Origin of the sequence: Candidatus Leptovillus gracilis, from assembly GCA_016716065.1 — a bacterium.
Lineage (GTDB): Bacteria > Chloroflexota > Anaerolineae > Promineifilales > Promineifilaceae > Leptovillus > Leptovillus gracilis.
This window is the reverse complement of record JADJXA010000011.1, coordinates 150706-168089: the sequence shown is the minus strand read 5'-3', so window position 1 is coordinate 168089 and position 17384 is coordinate 150706. Positions and strand designations below refer to the sequence as shown.

The window sequence follows — 17384 nt, the reverse complement described above, 5'->3', positions numbered from 1 at the left end:
GGCAACATGAAAGAGTTCAAATACACCTGGATCGTTGGACTAATCGTCACCCTCCTCATCGTCATCACGCCCACCGTGCTATTCGTCACCAGAGACACTCGGGCAGCCGATGACCCCTGGGTGAACGTGCCCGTCCGCCCCCCCCACGTAGACCACACCGACCTGATGACCGGCCCTTACGAAACCGGCGCCGACGTCACCCGCGCCTGCCTGGAATGCCACGAAGACGCCGCCCACCAGGTCTCCCAAACCGTGCATTGGAAATGGGAAGGCGAGCCAGTCATGCTGCCCGGCCGCGACGAACCTGTCACCATTGGCAAAAAGAACCAGCTTAATAATTTCTGCATCGGCATCCAGAGCAACTGGACGGGCTGCACCCGCTGCCACGCCGGCTACGGCTGGGAAGACGGGGATTTTGACTTCTCCCAGACAGACAACATCGACTGCCTGGTCTGCCACGACCAATCTGGCCTGTATAGCAAAACCAACTCCGGCCTGCCGGCCGATGGCGTGGACCTGGCCATGGTCGCTCAAAGCGTGGGTACGCCCACCCGCCGCAACTGCGGCAGCTGCCACTTCAACGGCGGCGGCGGCAACGCCGTCAAACATGGCGACCTGGACAGCAGCCTCTTTTACCCCACTGCCGACGTAGACGTCCACATGGGGCGGCACGATTTTCAATGCGTAGACTGCCACCAAACCGAAGACCATCAGGTGAAAGGGCACAGCATCGCCGTCAGCGTGGACACGCGCAGCGCTTTCGACTGCGCCGACTGCCACAGCGAAACACCCCACGATGATGAACGCATCAACAGCCATGCCGCTGCCGTCGCCTGCCAGACCTGCCACATCCCCGAAGGCGCTGTGCGCGACGCCACCAAAATGGACTGGGACTGGTCAACGGCCGGGCAAGATTTGCCCGAAGACACCCACGAATATTTGAAGATCAAGGGCAGCTTTGTCTATGAAAACAACTTCATGCCCGACTATCTCTGGTTCAACGGCTCGGCCGACCGCTATCTCATAGGCGACATCATGGACCCCGGCGAGGTCACATCCATCAACATGCCGCTGGGCGACATCAACGACCCCACCGCCAAAATTTGGCCGTTCAAAATCCATACCGCCATGCAGCCTTATGACGAAATTTACAACACCTTGCTGCAAGTTAAAACGGTCGGCGAAGGCGGTTATTGGGCAGACTTTGATTGGGATCAGGCAGCCAGATTGGGCGCGGAAGCCGCCGGGCAGGCTTACAGCGGGCAGATGGGCTTCGCGCCCACGGAAATGTATTGGCCGCTGTCCCATCTGGTGCAGACCAAGGAAGAAGCGCTGCAATGCGCTGACTGTCACAATGATAACGGCCGTTTAGACTGGGAAGCCCTGGGTTACTTTGGCGACCCCATGAAATGGGGCGGGCGCACTGTGTCCAGCCTCGCGGGGAAATAACCATGCACACATTGAAACGCACCCCACACACACCGCTGCGCCTTGGCCTGGCCGTCGGCAGCCTGCTGCTGGCGCTGCTGCTCATCCTCAACCGCAACGTGACTGCCCAGGAAGGCGAAACCGGCTCGGACGGCACGGCCGTTTCCGCCCCGCCCATCTCTTCCTTACATCCCACTTTCCCACTATTGGATACCAACGGCAGCAACGTGCTGGCTTCCGGCCAGCCGATTTCCACCATGGAAACCTGCCGCGCCTGCCACGACACCGATTTCATCGCCACCCACAGCTTCCACGCTGACGTGGGTTTGAGTGAATTTACAGAGGTTGGCGCGGTGGAGAACGGCCGTTCCTGGGACAGCAGCCCCGGCATCTTCGGCAAATGGAACCCTCTCACCTACCGCTACCTTTCGCCCGAAGGGGACGACATCGTAGATTTAACCACCGCCGACTGGATTAGCGTCTTTGGCGTGCGCCACGTGGGCGGCGGTCCGTCCGTCACCAGCCGCGACGGCTACCCCCTGAGCGCTTTACCCGCCGGCGCCAGCAACATGGACACGCAGGCCACCGACCCGGCCAGCGGCGCGCTCATCCCCTGGGATTGGGCCGAGTCCGGCGTGGTGGAAATGAACTGCTTTTTGTGCCATACCCCTGAACCCAACAACGAAGCGCGCATCGCCGCTTTGCAAGACGGGCAGTTCCAATGGGCCAACACAGCCACCCTGCTGGGCACGGGGATCGTGGATCAGGTGAACGGCGCCTGGCAGTGGAACGAGAACGCCTTTGATGAAGACGGCGAGATCACCAAATCCTTCGTCAACATTCAAAACCCCACAGACCAAAACTGCGCCCAGTGCCACGGACTGGTCCACGTAGACGCCCAAACGCCGCTGGTTCTCAACGAATGTTCGCCAACCCAGTGGAGTACCATCACCTCCGGGCAAATCTTTTCGCCGCAGCGCCTCTCCAGTTCCGGCGTCAACCTGGAAAACAAAGCCTCACTCACCCGCTCCTGGGACATCCACGCCGAGCGCGTCGTCGGCTGCACCGACTGCCATTACGCGCTGAACAACCCCATTTATTACCAGGAAAGCGATAGCTCACAGCCCGGTCATCTCACGTTTGACCCGCGCCGCATTGACCTGGGCGAATATCTGTACCGGCCGCTGCACCAGTTTGCCAAGGGGCAAAGCGCGCAAAACACGCTGGCCGCGCAGTTCGACAATTCGCTGCGCACCTGTGAATCGTGCCACAGCATTGAGAATACCCACAACTGGCTGCCTTATAAAGAACGGCACACGGCCGTTCTCAGCTGCGAAACCTGCCACACGCCCCACATGTACAGCCCCGCCCGCCAGACCACCGACTGGACCGTGCTGCGTCCCGATGGCGTTCCGCAGGGCATTTGCCGCGGCGTGGAGGGCGACGGAACCACCTTTAGCAACGTTCTGATCACCGGTTTCCAGCCCGTGCTGCTGCCCCGCCTCAACGCCGACGGGACCACCTCGCTGGCTCCGCACAATCTGGTCAGCTCCTGGTATTGGATCCATGGCGAACCGGCGCGGCCCGTGCCTTACGCCGCGCTGCAAGCCGCCTGGCTGGATGGGGAAGCGCAGTACGCCGCCGAAGTATTGGCTGCTTTTGATGGCAATGGCGACGGCGCTCTGGACACCGGCGAATTGATCATCAACAACGACGAGAAGGAAGCACTGATAAACGGCCGTTTGCAAGCTCAAGGTCTGGAAAATCCGCGCATCGTCGGCGAAGTGCAGCCCTACAACATCAACCACAACGTCACTCATGGCGAATGGGCCACCAAAAACTGCGCCGACTGCCACAGCAGTGAATCCCGCATTACCACCCCCATGCTGCTGGCGAACCAGATTCCCGGCGGCGTCCTGCCCACCTTCTTCGGCAGCAGCGCCACGGCCGTTACCGGCGAACTGGTCACCAACGACGCCGGGCAGTTGTACTATCAACCCCTCACCAGCAGCAGCGACCCCAACGTCGCCAGCATGTACATCCTGGGTCACGATTCCGTTTTCTGGATAGACTGGTTGGGCGTGCTGATTTTCCTTGGCACATTGTTTGGGGTGGTAATCCACGGCGGCCTGCGTTTCCTTGCCGCCCGCCGCCAGACTGAGCGCCACGAACCAGAACTGCGCGAAGTGTACATGTACACAGTCTATGAGCGCCTATGGCACTGGCTGCAAACCCTGGTCATCTTCATCCTGCTGTTTACCGGGCTGATCATTCACAAGCCGGCGCAGTTTGGCATGTTCAGCTTCAACTACGTGGTCCAGATTCACAATATCATGGCCTTCATACTCATCGCTAACGCTGCTCTGGCTGCTTTTTACCACCTGGCCAGCGGCGAGATACGGCAGTTTTTGCCCCAGCCCCGCGGCTTCTTTAACGACGCCATCGTGCAGGGAAAATATTACCTGCACGGCATTTTCCGCGGCGAAGAACACCCCTATGAAAAAACACGCCAGCGCAAAATGAACCCTTTGCAGCAGGCGACCTATTTTGGACTCCTGAACGTGCTGCTGCCCTTGCAGGTAATCACCGGTATTTTAATGTGGGGCGCGCAGCGCTGGCCGCAAATCAGCAGTCAATTGGGCGGGCTGACGTTCCTGGCGCCGTTCCATACCCTGATCTCCTGGCTGCTGGCCTCCTTCATTGTAGCCCATGTGTACCTGACCACCACCGGTCATACGCCCACCGCCAACATCAAGGCGATGATCGTGGGCTGGGATGAAGTGGAAGTCCACGGCGACAGCGCTCAGGCGGCGCAGTCGGCCGATTGACGATTGGCGATTGACGATTGACGATTGACGATTGACGATTGGAGTAAGTGATGACGACGATAACACCAAATGAGACAAAACCAACTTTTTGGCAAACGCTGAAACACGCTCTGACCGCCCGGGCGGAAAAGGCTTACATCAACCCCTATTTGGCCGCGGTTTTATTAGGCGTGGTGCTGTTTCTGGCCTTTTTCATTACGGGCAACGGGCTGGGAGCTTCCGGCGGCTTGAACCGTATCCTGGTCTATGCGCAAGATTTGATTGCGCCGGCACACACCGACCGGGTTCCTTACCTGATCAGCATGGCCGGGGGCAGCAAAAACGCCCTGGACAACTGGGTGGTCTTTATGACCGTGGGCACGATTCTGGGCGGTTTTGCGGCAGGGGTGATAAACGGCCGTTTCAAAATAGAAACCAATCGCGGCCCCCAGGTTCCTATCAAAGTGCGCTGGGTAATGGCCTTCATCGGCGGCAGCCTGATGGGGTATGGGGCGCGCATGGCGCGCGGCTGCACCTCCGGGCAGGCATTGTCCGGCGGCGCCGTGCTGTCCGTGGGCAGTTGGGCTTTCATGCTCGCAGTCTTCGCCGGAGCCTATATGCTCGCCTATTCCCTGCGTAAATTCTGGAACTAATTATCATTTACCAACTCTGGTAACTGGAGAAAACATGGCTCCTTTTCCCGTACAACTCACACCTATTTTCGGCCACTGGGGCACTTACGTCGTTTACGCGATTATTGGCTTCGCTTTTGGCTACGTCCTGGAAATTGCCGGCTTCGGCAATTCCAAAAAATTGGCCGCCCAGTTTTATTTCAAAGACCTGACCGTGCTCAAAGTGATGTTTGGGGCGATTATTGTGGCGATGGTCTTGATTTTTGGCGCAACGGCCGTTGGCCTGCTGGACTACAACCTGCTCTGGGTCAATCCCACCTACCTTTGGCCCGGCGTCCTCGGCGGCTTGATCATGGGCTTTGGTTTCATCATCGGCGGTTTCTGCCCCGGCACGTCGCTGGTAGCAGTCGCCACCGGCAAGTTAGACGGCGTTTTCTTCGTCCTCGGCGTTTTATTCGGCATCTTTCTTTTTGGCGAAACGGTAGATTACTACGCCATCTTCTGGAATTCCTCCTACATGGGGCGCTTCACCTTGCCGGAACTGTTCGGCCTTCCCACCGGCGTGGTGGTCTTGGGCGTGGTGCTGATGGCCCTGTTCATGTTCTGGGGCGCTGAAAAGCTGGAGCAAAAATATGGCGGCAAAGACGCCAAAGAAGCGCCCAAATGGCGCTACGCGGCGGCCGTCGTCCTGGCGCTCAGCGGCGTCGTGCTTATCGTCCTGGGGCAGCCCACCATCGAAGACCGTTGGACCAAAATGGAAGCGGAAAAAGGGCAGATGCTTACCGACCGTCTGGTGCAAATTCATCCCGGCGAACTGCTGTCTATCATCGAAGACACCAATATCAAGGTGATTATGCTGGACGTGCGCGCCGAAGCCGATTACAACCTGTTCCACATTTTAGACGCGCAGCACATACCGCTCACCCAAATACCCGACAAAGTAGAAGCGCTGCACTTTGAACCGGCGAACGCCGTCTTTGTATTAATGAGCAACGACGAGGAAGCCGCCACAGAAGCGTGGAAAATCCTGGTAGCCGAGGCTGTGCCCAATGTTTATATTTTGGAAGGCGGCATCAACAATTGGATCGCCACCTTTGGCGACGACAATCTGACCAAAGGCTTTAACGCCGGGGCCGGTAACGACGAATTGTGTTACATCTTCGATTCGGCAGTCGGCGCCCGCTATGCAGCCGCCGAGCCGGACCCGGAGGCTTTTGAGCTGGAATACACGCCCAAAGTTCTGCTGGAACTGAAGCGCGCACCGACCAGCGGCGGTTGTGGGTAGCTTCTCTGGCGAGAAGGAGAAAATGACGGGGCGTTTGTCGGAAACAAACGCCCCGTTTTTGTTTGCGATTTTTTTAGCCTGGGCTATGCTTACCCTATGAATCCGATTCACTGGCTTTTCGACAAACTATACCCAATTATTCGCTTCATTTACGAAGTCATCCAGGGCCACGCCTGGTTTGACCAGATCACGCCCGATGGGGTCATTCAGGACGAATTGTGGCTGGGCGGCGCGCCCACTTACCGGCGCGACTACGAGTTTCTACGGCAGCACAACATCGGCGCGATTGTCAACATTCGCGCCGAGCGCGAAGATGACGCGGCGTTTTACGTCGCCCACGACATTGCTTATGTGCAGTTAAAAGTGCTGGACATCACAGTGCCCTCAGTGGACGTGATCGAGGAAGGGGTGAAGTGGATGAGAGAGCAGGCGGCGAACGGCCGTTCCATCCTCGTCCACTGTGCCAAAGGGCGCGGCCGTTCGGCCACCCTGCTGGCCGCTTACCTCATGGCCGAACACAACCTCACCTTCGAGCAGGCCAACGCCCTGCTCAAACGCAAACGCGCCCTCACCAAACTGGAAGGCCGCCACCGCGACCGGCTCAATGCGTGGGTCGAAAACCGGAAGCAGTAAGCTGTTCGCTGTAAGTTATTAGCTGTTAGCTATAAGCTGTTAGCCGTAAGGCACAACCATTGACGATTGACGATTGACTATTGGCCATTGACAATTTCCTCCGCCCCAACGCCTGCCCCACATCCGCCATCACATCCTCCCCCGCTTCCAGCCCTACCGAAATCCGAATGAGACCCGGCGTAATGTAAACAGCCCGAGTTCTGCTTCCGTGAGGCTGGTGTGGGTGGTAGAAGCCGAGTGGGGTGGCGCTGTTTAGCAGCCCGGTCAGCGCTGTAAACTCCGCCGACATGCCCGAAGCCAGGACAATGCCCACCTGCGCTCCTTCCAACTGGCACATCCTCTGGATGAACTCATCCACGTTGGGATTGCCATAGCAAGTGTAAATTTGCCCGTCAACCTCTTTGGCGAAAAGGTCGTGGGCGTATTCGCGGTACGGGGAAGTGGGGGTTCAGGTACGGATTACGGCCGTTTCCAATCTCTGTTCTCTCTTTGTCATCACCCTCTCCTAAAAATAAAAGCGGGGATTGGGAGATAAATCCCCTAATCCCCGCCCGATGTTTTTTGACGTGACACGCATTGTAACACGATACATCGTTGAAATGATAACGGCAGCTTTCCTACCTTGACTTTGGTACGACAAAATAGTACCATTTCGCCTATGAAGCGAAAACATCAGAAAACGCTTGCACTCATTTTCACACGCCCCATTAGCGCAAATATCAAGTGGCATGATATAGAAGCATTGTTCATCGAACTGGGTGCAGAAATCACAGAGAGAAGGCTCTCGCGTTGAAGTTTTCCTTTTCGGTGAGATACGTATTTTTCATCGGCCTCACCCCAGACCCGATACTGACAAAGGGGCTGTGGCAAGCATCCGCAAATGGCTGGAAACAAATGAGGTGACACCATGATGAACTTAATGAAAATTGACGACTATCAAGCAATTATCCAATATGATCCTGATATTGAAATGTTCCGCGGTGAATTTATTGGATTGAATGGCGGCGCTGATTTTTATGCAAAAGACATAGATGGTCTTTATAGAGAAGGGGCGTTATCACTTAAAGTATTTCTTGAGGCCTGTGCAGAACGTGGCATAGAACCACGAAAGGAATATTCTGGAAAGTTCAACTTGCGTATACCCAAAGAATTACACGCTGAACTTGCGATCAAGGCGGCAGCTTCAGGGAAAAGCTTAAATCAATGGGTAGCAGATGAACTTGAGCAAACGATTCAAGCTCAATCGTGCTAAGCTTTCCACACAGGCAGCGAATACTTTACCGCAAACAAAGTATGGTTGATGGAATTTGAATTACCTCACCCGTGGAGGGTCATCCAGATCAGTGACAAATGCGTCACCAAACCTATATTGCCTACTCCCCCAATCCCCTTTAAAATCCCATCTTCATCCTTCATAATTCATCCTTCATCCTTTCAATGGAGTTCCTATGGCCTCAGCCACACAATCCAGCAGCGTCACCCCCAGCCGGCAGCAGTACCTCGACATCAAGGCGCAGCACCCGGACGCCATCGTTTTCTTTCGCCTGGGCGATTTTTACGAAACCTTCGACGCCGACGCCGAAACGGCCGCCCGCGAACTGGACCTGGTACTCACCAGCCGGCCCCAGGGCAAAGGGGTGCGCACGCCAATGGCCGGCGTACCCCACCACGCCGCCGAAGGCTACATCGCCCGGCTCATCGCCAAAGGCTACAAAGTGGCGCTGTGCGAACAAACGAGTACCACACTCATCAACGGGCTGATGCCGCGCGAAGTAGTGCGTGTGTTCACCGCCGGTACCGTCATCGAGCCGGGCATGTTGGATGCGGGACGGAATAATTACTTAACGGCCGTTATCCGCGAAGACGATCTCTATGGCCTGGCCTATGCTGACATCACCACCGGCGAATTTGCCGTCACCCAGCTAAACGACCGTCGCGCCCTGGCCGAAGAACTGGCCCGCCTGCACCCCGCCGAACTGCTCATCCCCGAAAACGATGTCAGCCTGTACGACGCCAATCCCAACGTCACTCATCTACCTGGCTGGCGCTTTGAAGAAGGCGCGGCGCGGCAAAGCCTGCTGCGCCACTTTGGCGTGTCCACCCTGGCCGGTTTTGGCATTGACGGCAAACCACTGGCCGTACGCGCCGCCGGCGCCGCCCTCTATTACCTGCAAGAAACACAGCGCGGGTCCATCGGCCAGATTCAGCGATTGGCCTATTACAGCACCGAAGGCTTCATGGCTCTAGACGAAAACACCCGCCGCAACCTGGAACTGACCGAATCATTGGGTGGGGTGCGGCAAAATTCGCTTTTTGGCGTGCTCAACAAAACGGTCACGCCAATGGGCACACGCCTGCTGCGCGAACGCATCACCCGGCCGCTGCTGGCGTTAGACAGCCTCAACCAGCGCCTCGACCAGGTAGAAGCCTTTTTTGCCGACGCCCTGCTGCGCGCCGAGGTCCGCGCCACGCTGAAAGGGCTGCCCGACCTGGAACGGCTGACCAACCGTGTTCTCAGCAGCAAAGCCACGCCGCGCGATTTAGAGCATATTCGGCTGGCGCTGGAGGCAATACCGGAGCTAAAAAAAGCAATTGCGGTTGTCGGACTAGGGATTGCGGAAGGAGAGGCTCTTATCCGCAATCCGCAATCCGCAATCCGCAATCTGGCCGCCCAATTGGACGCCTGCCCCGAAACCAGCGACCTGATCACCCGCGCCATCAGCGACGACGCGCCGACCAATTTCAACAAGATGGGCGTCATCAAAAAGGGCTTTTCGGCCGAGTTGGATGGGGTGATGAACTCATCGGCCAATGCGCGGGAATGGGTGGCCGGGCTGGAGCCGCGCGAGCGCGAGCGCACCGGCATCGCCTCGCTGAAGGTGGGCTTCAACAAGGTGTTTGGCTACTACATCGAAGTGACCCGCGCCAACAGCGCCCTGGTCCCCGACGATTACATCCGCAAGCAAACCCTGACCAACGCCGAGCGCTACATTACCCCCGATTTGAAGGAGTATGAGACGCTCATCCTCAACGCCGAGGAGCGTATTTTGGAGATTGAGCGGCGCGTCTTTACCGAGGTGTGTGGGCAGGTGGCGCAGGTGGCGCAGCGGCTGCTGGCGACGGCGCAAATCCTGGCGCAAATTGACGTGGCCGCCACCCTGGCCGAAGCCGCCGCCAAAAACAACTACGTCCGCCCGGTATTGGCGACCGACCACGAACTTAAAATTGTCAACGGCCGTCACCCCGTCGTCGAACAGTCAACCGGCGTCGCAATCGGCGAACGCTTTGTGCCCAACGATACTCACTTCCATGCCACCGATCGCATCCAGATTATCACCGGCCCCAACATGTCGGGGAAAAGCACCTACCTCCGGCAGACGGCGCTGATCACCCTCATGGCCCAAATCGGCAGCTACGTACCCGCCGACAGCGCCGCCATTGGCCTGGTAGACCGCATCTTCACGCGCATCGGCGCGCACGACGAACTGCACGCCGGCCGCAGCACCTTCATGGTGGAAATGGTCGAAGCAGCCGAGATTTTGCACCACGCGACCCATCGTTCGCTGCTGATTCTGGACGAAATCGGCCGGGGGACCAGCACCTACGATGGTCTGGCAATCGCCTGGGCAATACTGGAATACCTGCACAACCACCCGCGCCTCAAGCCGCGCACCCTCTTCGCCACCCATTACCACGAGCTGGTGGGGCTGGCCGATTTGCTGCCGCTGGTGGCGAATTACAACGTGGCGGTGGCCGAGGAAGGGGATTCGGTGGTGTTCTTGCACCAGATTGTGCCGGGTGGGGCTGACCAGAGCTATGGCATCCACGTGGCGCAGTTGGCCGGGCTGCCCCGCGACGTGATCAACCGGGCCAACGAGATTTTAAAAGAGTTAGAGAAACACGCGCCGACGACGGCCGTTACCCCCAATCGCTTCACCGCCAGCCAGCAAATGGCCCTCTTCCCCGAAACCAGCCCCATCCTCGAAGAACTGGAGAAGCTGGACGTGAACGCCCTCACGCCGTTGGAAGCCATCAACAAGCTGTACGAGTGGAAGCGGAAGTTTGTGCGCGAAGCATAAAAAGATGGGCCAGCTAAATGCTGGCGCACTATTTACACGAGGAGAGACTTGCGATGAATTTTGGCATCACAAAGACCATACCCGCCGGTGACGGCCGTGCCGCCGCCGACGCTTTATACGATGGTTCCCTGGCCGAATTTGAATTCCACATGGCTGGCAAACCCACCAGACTGGCCGTCGGCCATTACGTCTACACCATTTTCAACGACGAGTTAATCGGCCGCTGCCCCATCAAAGAACTCATCCCCGGCGCGATCAACCCCGATTCCGGCAAACCACGCACCCTGGTGATGGTCGCCTGTCCCGGCGAACGGCTGCCCACGCCCATTCCGTACAAAGGCCACCGCGGCACGCGCTACTATGATGGGGTGGACTGGGCATAAGACGCATTCGGTGAACAATGACGATCTAAAAGTTCAACTTCTTCGGAGAAGTTGAACTTTTCCCGCGATTTATTTGATCCACATTCCTAAGTCGTTTATCTGGGACAAGTCATTATTCATGTTGTTTCTGTTAATAGAAGTCACTGCGGCCCTTGCCGACTTCAAAAGGCATAAACTTGCCGCACATCTTCTATCGTCCGCGCGGTCTTCAAACTTTCATGAACAGCCCGCAGAATGTTCACGTCTTCAATGCGATAAATTTCCGGCAGCAAGCGTACCCCTTCGTTACCAAATTTTAATTCCAATCCCAGTTCCAGCCCGGCAACCAACCCTTCACGTAATCCTTGTTGTTCTCCTTGCTGCAATCCCTGCTGCAATCCCTGCTGCAATCCCTGCTGATGGCCTTGTTGCAGCCATTTCTCCGCCAATGTGCCCATAATTGCTTCACCTTCCTCTGGAAACGCGCTGTGAACAGCCTCCCGGATATCCTCGTCGCCGACCTTGTCTGTTCCGGTTGAGAGATACCTCAGTACCGTTTCCAAATATTCTATCACTGTTTGCTGCCGACCTAATCGTTGAAACAACGCCAGAATGCCCGGCAGTTGCTCTGCGAGTTCATCTCGCAACACATATTTTAACAGACGCAGCGCTATTTGGAGGAATAACTCACCTTTAAGCTCATCGTCATCAAACTCAGACAGGTCGCACAACCAATAATGATATTGCGGTACGAACTGCGTTAACCGCGCATCTACCTTTAGCAGCGCCTGAAAATTATCTGCTACCTGCCATTTGGAACGGCCGTGATACACCACAAATGGAAACACCGTCTGCAACCCATCTCGTTGCTTCACAGATAATTCCCAAATTCGCGTCATGTATCGCAGCAGCTGCCAGGCAATCAGTGGATCAGCATAGCTTTTGTGTTCAAACAGAACATACACCAATGTTTCAGGGCCATCGCGCAACCGTACTTTGTACAGCATATCAGAAAAATGGGCTTGCAGCGCCGCGTCAACAAACGAATCGGGTTGTAATTCCAGTGTAGACAGGTCAAAGGCCTGCGCCACCGATTCCGGTAAATAGTGGCGCAGAAAATCTTGGGCCACACCCAAGCGCGCGAAAACTTCCTTAAAAAATCGGTCGTGCGGATTGCCAAGTTCACTCATGCTTTCTACCCTCTCCCATCATCTACCCTGACCAATACAAATAGTATCATGAAATTTCAGGAAATGACATTCATCCCCAGGCCGCATGATGGAATACACTACGGCCGTTCCCCCATCCCTATTATCATCAACCCCACTGACGTGATACAATGGCCTTCGGATTTCGGATTTCGGATTTTGGATGGTACATTGCGATTCATTGCATCACTTCACAATTCACCATTCTCTCGGAGGTTCTTCATGAAAATTGTCTCCTATCTCGTCGCTGCTGCCCTGGCCTTCTTTGGCTTCGTCTTCATCGCCGGTTCCCAGGGGCAGATCATTCGCATCGTCGTTGGCCTGATTTTATTAGGCGCGGCGGCCGTTTTTGTCTACATGGTGCGCGTCAAACCCCAGCCCAGCCAGACCACCATTGTGCAAAAAATTGACCTCAGCGGCGACGTAGACTTGCAGCAAATCCGCTGCCAAAACTGCGACGGCGCCCTCAGCGAAAAGTCCATCCGCGTGGAAGCCGGGGCCATCTTTGTCAACTGCGAATACTGCGGCGCCAGCTACCAATTCGAGGAAAAACCCAAATGGTAGAAGAGAAGAATAGAGTGCAGGTAAACACAGATGAACACGGATTTGCTTCTTCATCCGTGCCATCCGCGTCCATCCGCGTCCCACTAGATGGTAACAGCCTGGCACAGCGCTTGTGGCAGGGCTTGCGGCGCGATTGGGGGAGCTTCCGCGCCGCCTTTAGCGAACTACCGATCCCCGCCCCCGGCATGAACACCTTCAACGTCCCCCTGAACGGCGGGCAAAAACGCATCCACTTCCGCCAGGAAAGCGACGGCTCCGGCACGCTTTTCATAGACGTGACCGACGTCATCCACCTGAACCCCACCGCCGCCGAGATGGCTTTCCTGGCCCTGAGCGAAGTCCCCCAACACCAGGCCGAAGCGGCCCTGGCGCGCCGCCTGCATCCCGCCGACAGGCCGCAGATGCAGGCCGAAATGGCCCAAATTTACACCATGGTTGAACGGTTCCGCGCCCCGGAAACCGGCTGCCCCACCTGCGCCGTGCAAGATTTGCAGCGCACAGCTTTGTTCAGCCACCGCGCCGACGCGCCGTACAAAGCCGACCTGGCCATTACCTACGGCTGCAACAACGCCTGCAACCACTGTTACAACGAGCCAGACCGCTTCGACATGCCTTCGCTTACCCTGACCGATTGGCAGCAGGTAATTGACCGGCTCCATGCTGTCGGCGTGCCCCACCTGATCCTCACCGGCGGCGAGGCGACTTTGAATCCCGATTTGTTGGACATTATTGGCTATGCGAATAACCTGGGGCACGTGGTAGGCATGAACACCAACGGCCGTCGTCTCGCCCACCAACCCTATGTAGACCAACTCGCCGCCGCCGGGCTGAACCACGTGCAGATCACCCTCGGCTCCAGCCGCCCGGACATCCACGACGCGGTGATGAACGCCCGCTCTTTCCACCAGACCGTGCGCGGCATTCAAAACGCCGTCGCCAGCAATTTGCACGCCATCACCAATACCACCCTCATGCGCCGCAACATGGACCACGTGGAAGAGATCATAGATTTCCTCTACGACCTGGGCATCCGCACCTTCGCCATGAACGGCATGATCTACAGCGGCGGCGGTTTTGCCGACCCCAACGCCATCGCCGAAGAAGAAATGCCGCCCCTGTTGGTGCGCGTGCGCGACCACGCCGCCGAAAAGGGCATGAAGTTCCTCTGGTACACGCCCACCGAATACTGCCGCATGTCGCCGGTAGAGCTGGAAATTGGGGCCAAACGCTGCAACGCCGGCGAATATTCGATCTGCATCGAGCCGAACGGCGACGTGCTGCCCTGCCAATCTTTCTATGTTGCGGCGGGCAATATCTTGCGCGATGAATGGTCTACCATCTGGCGCAGCGAGCTGTTTCGCAGCTTCCGCGACCGCGAGGACGACCCCGCCTGGGCCGGTCTGCCGCAAAAGTGCTGGCAGTGCCCCGACCTACCGCTCTGCGGCGGCGGCTGCCGCATCGAGCGCGAAGCCCGCGATGGCGTGCGCGTCGCCGGACAAGAAAGTTTGTCCTGCGGCAGCTGCGGAACCGGCGACGGCAATGGCAGCGGCCGTTCCGGCAGCGACATTAAGCAAACATCTTTCATTTCACTAGACAGCATTTCTTTATTATAGTAACCCGTGTTCAGTATTCAGTATCCCGTAAACTGAACACTGAACACTGGATACTGAACACTGGACACCAAACATGGACAAAGAACGACTCCTCCGCTGGATGATCCCCCAATGGCGCAAACCGCCTCAACCCATTAGGCCCGGTCTCTATCCCTACGCCCATGAAGAAGACGGTTCCATCACCCGCTTCCACCTGCGCGTGGAGCCTGACGGCCAGGGTATGTTGTTAGCCAACGCCAGCGCCGCCGCCCGCCTCAACCCGGCCGGCGTTGTCATGGTCAAGGGACTGCTGGACGGCGCGACGCCGAACACGGTGCTGGACGATGTGCTGAGCCGCTATCAAGGGGCGGCCAAGGAGACCATTGCCGCCGATTTGCAGCGCGTGCGCGGCCTCCTCGCCACGCTGGCCTCGCCGGAAGACAACTACCCGATCATCAACTTCAACGAAATCAGGGTGGATGTGTTTGAATCGCAGCTCATGGCCCCGCTGGAAGCCAGCATCCCCCTGGCCGCGCCGGAACAAATCAGGCCGCTGTTAGACAAACTATGGGACGTGGGTATTCCCCATGTCACTTTCCTGCTGCCGGAGCAGGCCGACGCGGCCTGGGTGGTTGGCGCGGTGGAACGCGCCGAAGACCTGGGCTTCATCGCCGGGGTGCGCGGCCGGGCGACCGATTTGCGCCGGCCGGGCCTGTTGGCCGACCTGGAACAGGTCGGCGTGGACCATGTGACAGTGCTTTATGCGGCAGCGGACACGGCCGTTCACGATTCCCTCGTTGGCGCCGGCGACCACGCTCTAATGGCCGACCTGTTTGCCACCATTCAGGCGCAAGAAGGCTGCGCCGTCGCCGAAATTCCGCTGGTGGCAAGCACGCTGGACGTGCTGCGTGAAACGCTGACCCATTTGGAGAATGCCGGGGTAAGCAATTTCTCCTTTTTCGCCATCGTCGCCCCAGAAGGCATGTCCGACGACGAACGCGCTGGGGCGCTGACCGCCCAGGCCATGCCCCAGACGGCCACCTGGGTCGAGGAGATCGCCCATCAGTCCGCTGTGCGTTTTATCTGGCAGCCGCCGGTGCAGCGCGACCCGCGCCAGACGTTGGCGGAGCAGGTGCGCCAGGGACCGCGCTGTTCGGGCGATGCGGCTGTGCGCATTGAAGCCAATGGCGACGTCATTCCGCCGCGCGGCCCGTATCTGGCGGCCGGCAATTTGCTGGCCGATGCCTGGCCGACCATCTGGCGGCATGAAGCGTTTGTGCGCTACCGCAAACGGGTGACAGCCCCAACGCGCTGTATGGACTGCCCCGGGCTGGTAATTTGTGAAGCTGACTGCCCTCGTGAATCGAGCGGTTGGGCGCAAGGCGTAGGAGGTGACCTGTGAAGAAATCGTCAATCGTCAATCGCCAATCGTCAATCGTCAATCCAAAATCCACAATCTGGCGATTAGTGGCGTTTTTGCTGCTGCTTTTGCTGTTGGTTTTTCTGCCCGCTTCCGCGGCGCTGGCGCAGGACTACAGCTTTGCCGTACCCGAACTGCGGATGCAGGTTTTTGTGCAGCCAGACGCCTCGGTGCGCATCATCTACGACATCACCTTTGAGAATTATGGCAGCGCCATAGATGTGGTGGACATTGGCACGCCGAACAAAAGGTACAATATCAGCAACTTCAGCGCGTCGGTGGACGGCCGTTCCCTCACCGACATCCGCGATTCCACCTACATAGACACTGGCGTCGAAATTCACCTGGACAGCGCCACCATCCCCAGCGGCGCAACCGGCACGCTGCACGTCGAATTTACCATGCCCGACATGGTTTACGAGGACACCACCCAGGATGGCTTTGCCTCGCTGCAAATCACCCCCACCTGGTTCGATAGTTCCGTGGTGCGCGGCCGCACCGACGTCTGGATTTTGGTCCACATGCTGCCGGAGATTCAACCCGACGAAGTGTTGTACCAGGACGTGCCCTTCACCGACAAGGCGATTTTTGAAGAGCATACCGTTGTTGGTTGGCGCTTCCCTGAAGGCACAGTTACCGGCCCTACCCGCGTCGGCGTCTCCTTCCCGCAGCGCGGCATGACGCGGGTGATCGAACAAAGCCTGCTAGATATCACCCTGAAATGGCTGGAAGACAATCCGGCCGTCGGTCTGACCTTTGGGCTGATTACCTTCATCTTGATGGCCGTCGCTTTCTTCCGCTTCTCCGGCGGCACGGGCATTTCCGTGTTTGCTCTGCTGGCCTGCGGGCTGGTCTTTCTGCTGATGATGAGTCCGCTGGTCTCCTTGTTTGCCTGGATTCCGGCTGTGGCGCTTCTGGTGTTCGTGGAGAAAAGGCGGGGTAAGCGCAAAGACACCTACCTGCCGGCCATCGCTCAGGTGGAAGGCGGCGGCATCAAGCGCGGCCTGACCGCCCCGGAAGCGGCCGTTTTGCTGGAAACACCGCTCAACAAAATCCTGCTGCTGATCATGTTTGGCCTGCTGGACAAAAAGGTGGTGCGCCTGGTAGACGATTCGCCGTTGACGGTAGCTGTGGAAAAAGAGTATATCGTCAAAGCGGAAACGGCCACCAAACGGCGCAAAGACCGGCGCGAAGTGGCCGAGAAGTTCGGCGTGCTGCTGCGCAATTACGAACATGATGTGTTGGATGTACTGCAAGACAACGCCGCCAAACCGGTCCACAAACAAGATTTCAACGAGCCGATGAAGAAGCTCATCCAGAGCGTGGTGGACAAGATGAAGGGCTTCGATTTGTCCGACACGCAGGATTAGTAGA

The 17384-nt window shown here is 57.6% G+C and carries 14 protein-coding genes and 1 pseudogene; 13 read left to right on the top strand and 2 right to left on the bottom strand.

What is annotated here, in order from left to right:
• The first annotated feature begins 6 nt into the window (after positions 1-6).
• The 5 genes from IPM39_21795 (at position 7) to IPM39_21775 (ending at position 6785) form a co-directional block, all read left to right on the top strand.
• On the top strand, positions 7-1449 hold the full coding sequence (locus tag IPM39_21795) for a tetrathionate reductase family octaheme c-type cytochrome (GenBank protein ID MBK8988669.1): 1443 nt from the start codon (positions 7-9) through the stop codon (positions 1447-1449).
• 2 nt (positions 1450-1451) lie between these two features.
• The gene (locus tag IPM39_21790) at positions 1452-4256 is read left to right on the top strand and encodes a cytochrome b/b6 domain-containing protein (protein MBK8988668.1); all 2805 of its coding nucleotides are present in this window, start codon (positions 1452-1454) and stop codon (positions 4254-4256) included.
• Between the two features lie 50 nt (positions 4257-4306).
• Positions 4307-4888 (top strand): YeeE/YedE family protein, encoded by a 582-nt coding sequence (locus tag IPM39_21785; GenBank protein ID MBK8988667.1) that lies wholly within the window; start codon positions 4307-4309, stop codon positions 4886-4888.
• A gap of 34 nt (positions 4889-4922) precedes the next feature.
• Entirely contained in the window at positions 4923-6152 is a 1230-nt protein-coding gene (locus IPM39_21780) for a YeeE/YedE family protein (GenBank protein ID MBK8988666.1), read from the top strand.
• 96 nt (positions 6153-6248) lie between these two features.
• Complete coding sequence (locus tag IPM39_21775; protein MBK8988665.1) at positions 6249-6785, top strand: dual specificity protein phosphatase family protein; 537 nt, start codon at positions 6249-6251, stop codon at positions 6783-6785.
• Positions 6786-6810: 25 nt separating this feature from the next.
• On the opposite strand, the gene IPM39_21770 is transcribed toward IPM39_21775, so the two are convergent.
• Positions 6811-7143 carry a PLP-dependent transferase gene (locus IPM39_21770; protein MBK8988664.1) on the bottom strand — a complete coding sequence of 111 codons (333 nt, stop codon included), beginning with the start codon at positions 7141-7143 and terminating at the stop codon, positions 6811-6813.
• Between the two features lie 300 nt (positions 7144-7443).
• Here IPM39_21770 and IPM39_21765 point away from each other — a divergent pair.
• The 4 genes and pseudogenes from IPM39_21765 to IPM39_21750 all read left to right on the top strand — a co-directional run bounded on the left by IPM39_21765 (position 7444) and on the right by IPM39_21750 (position 11247).
• A pseudogene (locus IPM39_21765) lies at positions 7444-7696 on the top strand (type II toxin-antitoxin system HicA family toxin).
• Positions 7693-8037: a type II toxin-antitoxin system HicB family antitoxin gene (locus IPM39_21760; protein MBK8988663.1), complete on the top strand. Its 345-nt coding sequence runs from the start codon at positions 7693-7695 to the stop codon at positions 8035-8037. The pseudogene IPM39_21765 and the gene IPM39_21760 overlap by 4 nt, the downstream one beginning before the upstream one ends.
• 196 nt (positions 8038-8233) lie before the next feature.
• A complete protein-coding gene (gene mutS / locus IPM39_21755) occupies positions 8234-10864 on the top strand; it encodes a DNA mismatch repair protein MutS (protein ID MBK8988662.1) in 2631 nt (876 codons plus the stop codon).
• 53 nt (positions 10865-10917) lie between these two features.
• A complete protein-coding gene (locus IPM39_21750; protein MBK8988661.1) occupies positions 10918-11247 on the top strand; it encodes a hypothetical protein in 330 nt (109 codons plus the stop codon).
• Between the two features lie 161 nt (positions 11248-11408).
• Here IPM39_21750 and IPM39_21745 read toward each other — a convergent pair whose 3' ends face one another.
• Positions 11409-12416 carry an Rpn family recombination-promoting nuclease/putative transposase gene (locus IPM39_21745; GenBank protein ID MBK8988660.1) on the bottom strand — a complete coding sequence of 336 codons (1008 nt, stop codon included), beginning with the start codon at positions 12414-12416 and terminating at the stop codon, positions 11409-11411.
• Between the two features lie 240 nt (positions 12417-12656).
• Here IPM39_21745 and IPM39_21740 point away from each other — a divergent pair, with 240 nt between their 5' ends.
• From IPM39_21740 to IPM39_21725, 4 genes are all read left to right on the top strand, one after another.
• The gene (locus IPM39_21740; protein MBK8988659.1) at positions 12657-12998 is read left to right on the top strand and encodes a hypothetical protein; all 342 of its coding nucleotides are present in this window, start codon (positions 12657-12659) and stop codon (positions 12996-12998) included.
• Positions 12992-14611 carry a radical SAM protein gene (locus IPM39_21735; GenBank protein MBK8988658.1) on the top strand — a complete coding sequence of 540 codons (1620 nt, stop codon included), beginning with the start codon at positions 12992-12994 and terminating at the stop codon, positions 14609-14611. Before IPM39_21740 ends, IPM39_21735 begins: the two co-directional genes overlap by 7 nt.
• Before the next feature lie 73 nt (positions 14612-14684).
• On the top strand, positions 14685-15992 hold the full coding sequence (locus IPM39_21730; protein ID MBK8988657.1) for a hypothetical protein: 1308 nt from the start codon (positions 14685-14687) through the stop codon (positions 15990-15992).
• Complete coding sequence (locus tag IPM39_21725) at positions 15989-17380, top strand: hypothetical protein (GenBank protein ID MBK8988656.1); 1392 nt, start codon at positions 15989-15991, stop codon at positions 17378-17380. The genes IPM39_21730 and IPM39_21725 overlap by 4 nt, the downstream gene beginning before the upstream one ends.
• The last annotated feature ends 4 nt before the right edge of the window (positions 17381-17384 follow it).

What these genes read in the sequence shown, in the direction of transcription:
- IPM39_21790 (MBK8988668.1), top strand. Translation starts at nt 1,452, where the DNA reads ATGCACACATTGAAACGCACCCCACACACACCGCTGCGCCTTGGCCTG.
- IPM39_21730 (MBK8988657.1), top strand. Translation starts at nt 14,685, where the DNA reads ATGGACAAAGAACGACTCCTCCGCTGGATGATCCCCCAATGGCGCAAA.
- IPM39_21735 (MBK8988658.1), top strand. Translation starts at nt 12,992, where the DNA reads ATGGTAGAAGAGAAGAATAGAGTGCAGGTAAACACAGATGAACACGGA.
- IPM39_21740 (MBK8988659.1), top strand. Translation starts at nt 12,657, where the DNA reads ATGAAAATTGTCTCCTATCTCGTCGCTGCTGCCCTGGCCTTCTTTGGC.
- IPM39_21745 (MBK8988660.1), bottom strand. Translation starts at nt 12,416, where the DNA reads ATGAGTGAACTTGGCAATCCGCACGACCGATTTTTTAAGGAAGTTTTC.
- IPM39_21775 (MBK8988665.1), top strand. Translation starts at nt 6,249, where the DNA reads ATGAATCCGATTCACTGGCTTTTCGACAAACTATACCCAATTATTCGC.
- IPM39_21780 (MBK8988666.1), top strand. Translation starts at nt 4,923, where the DNA reads ATGGCTCCTTTTCCCGTACAACTCACACCTATTTTCGGCCACTGGGGC.
- IPM39_21785 (MBK8988667.1), top strand. Translation starts at nt 4,307, where the DNA reads ATGACGACGATAACACCAAATGAGACAAAACCAACTTTTTGGCAAACG.
- mutS (MBK8988662.1), top strand. Translation starts at nt 8,234, where the DNA reads ATGGCCTCAGCCACACAATCCAGCAGCGTCACCCCCAGCCGGCAGCAG.
- IPM39_21795 (MBK8988669.1), top strand. Translation starts at nt 7, where the DNA reads ATGAAAGAGTTCAAATACACCTGGATCGTTGGACTAATCGTCACCCTC.
- IPM39_21750 (MBK8988661.1), top strand. Translation starts at nt 10,918, where the DNA reads ATGAATTTTGGCATCACAAAGACCATACCCGCCGGTGACGGCCGTGCC.
- IPM39_21760 (MBK8988663.1), top strand. Translation starts at nt 7,693, where the DNA reads ATGATGAACTTAATGAAAATTGACGACTATCAAGCAATTATCCAATAT.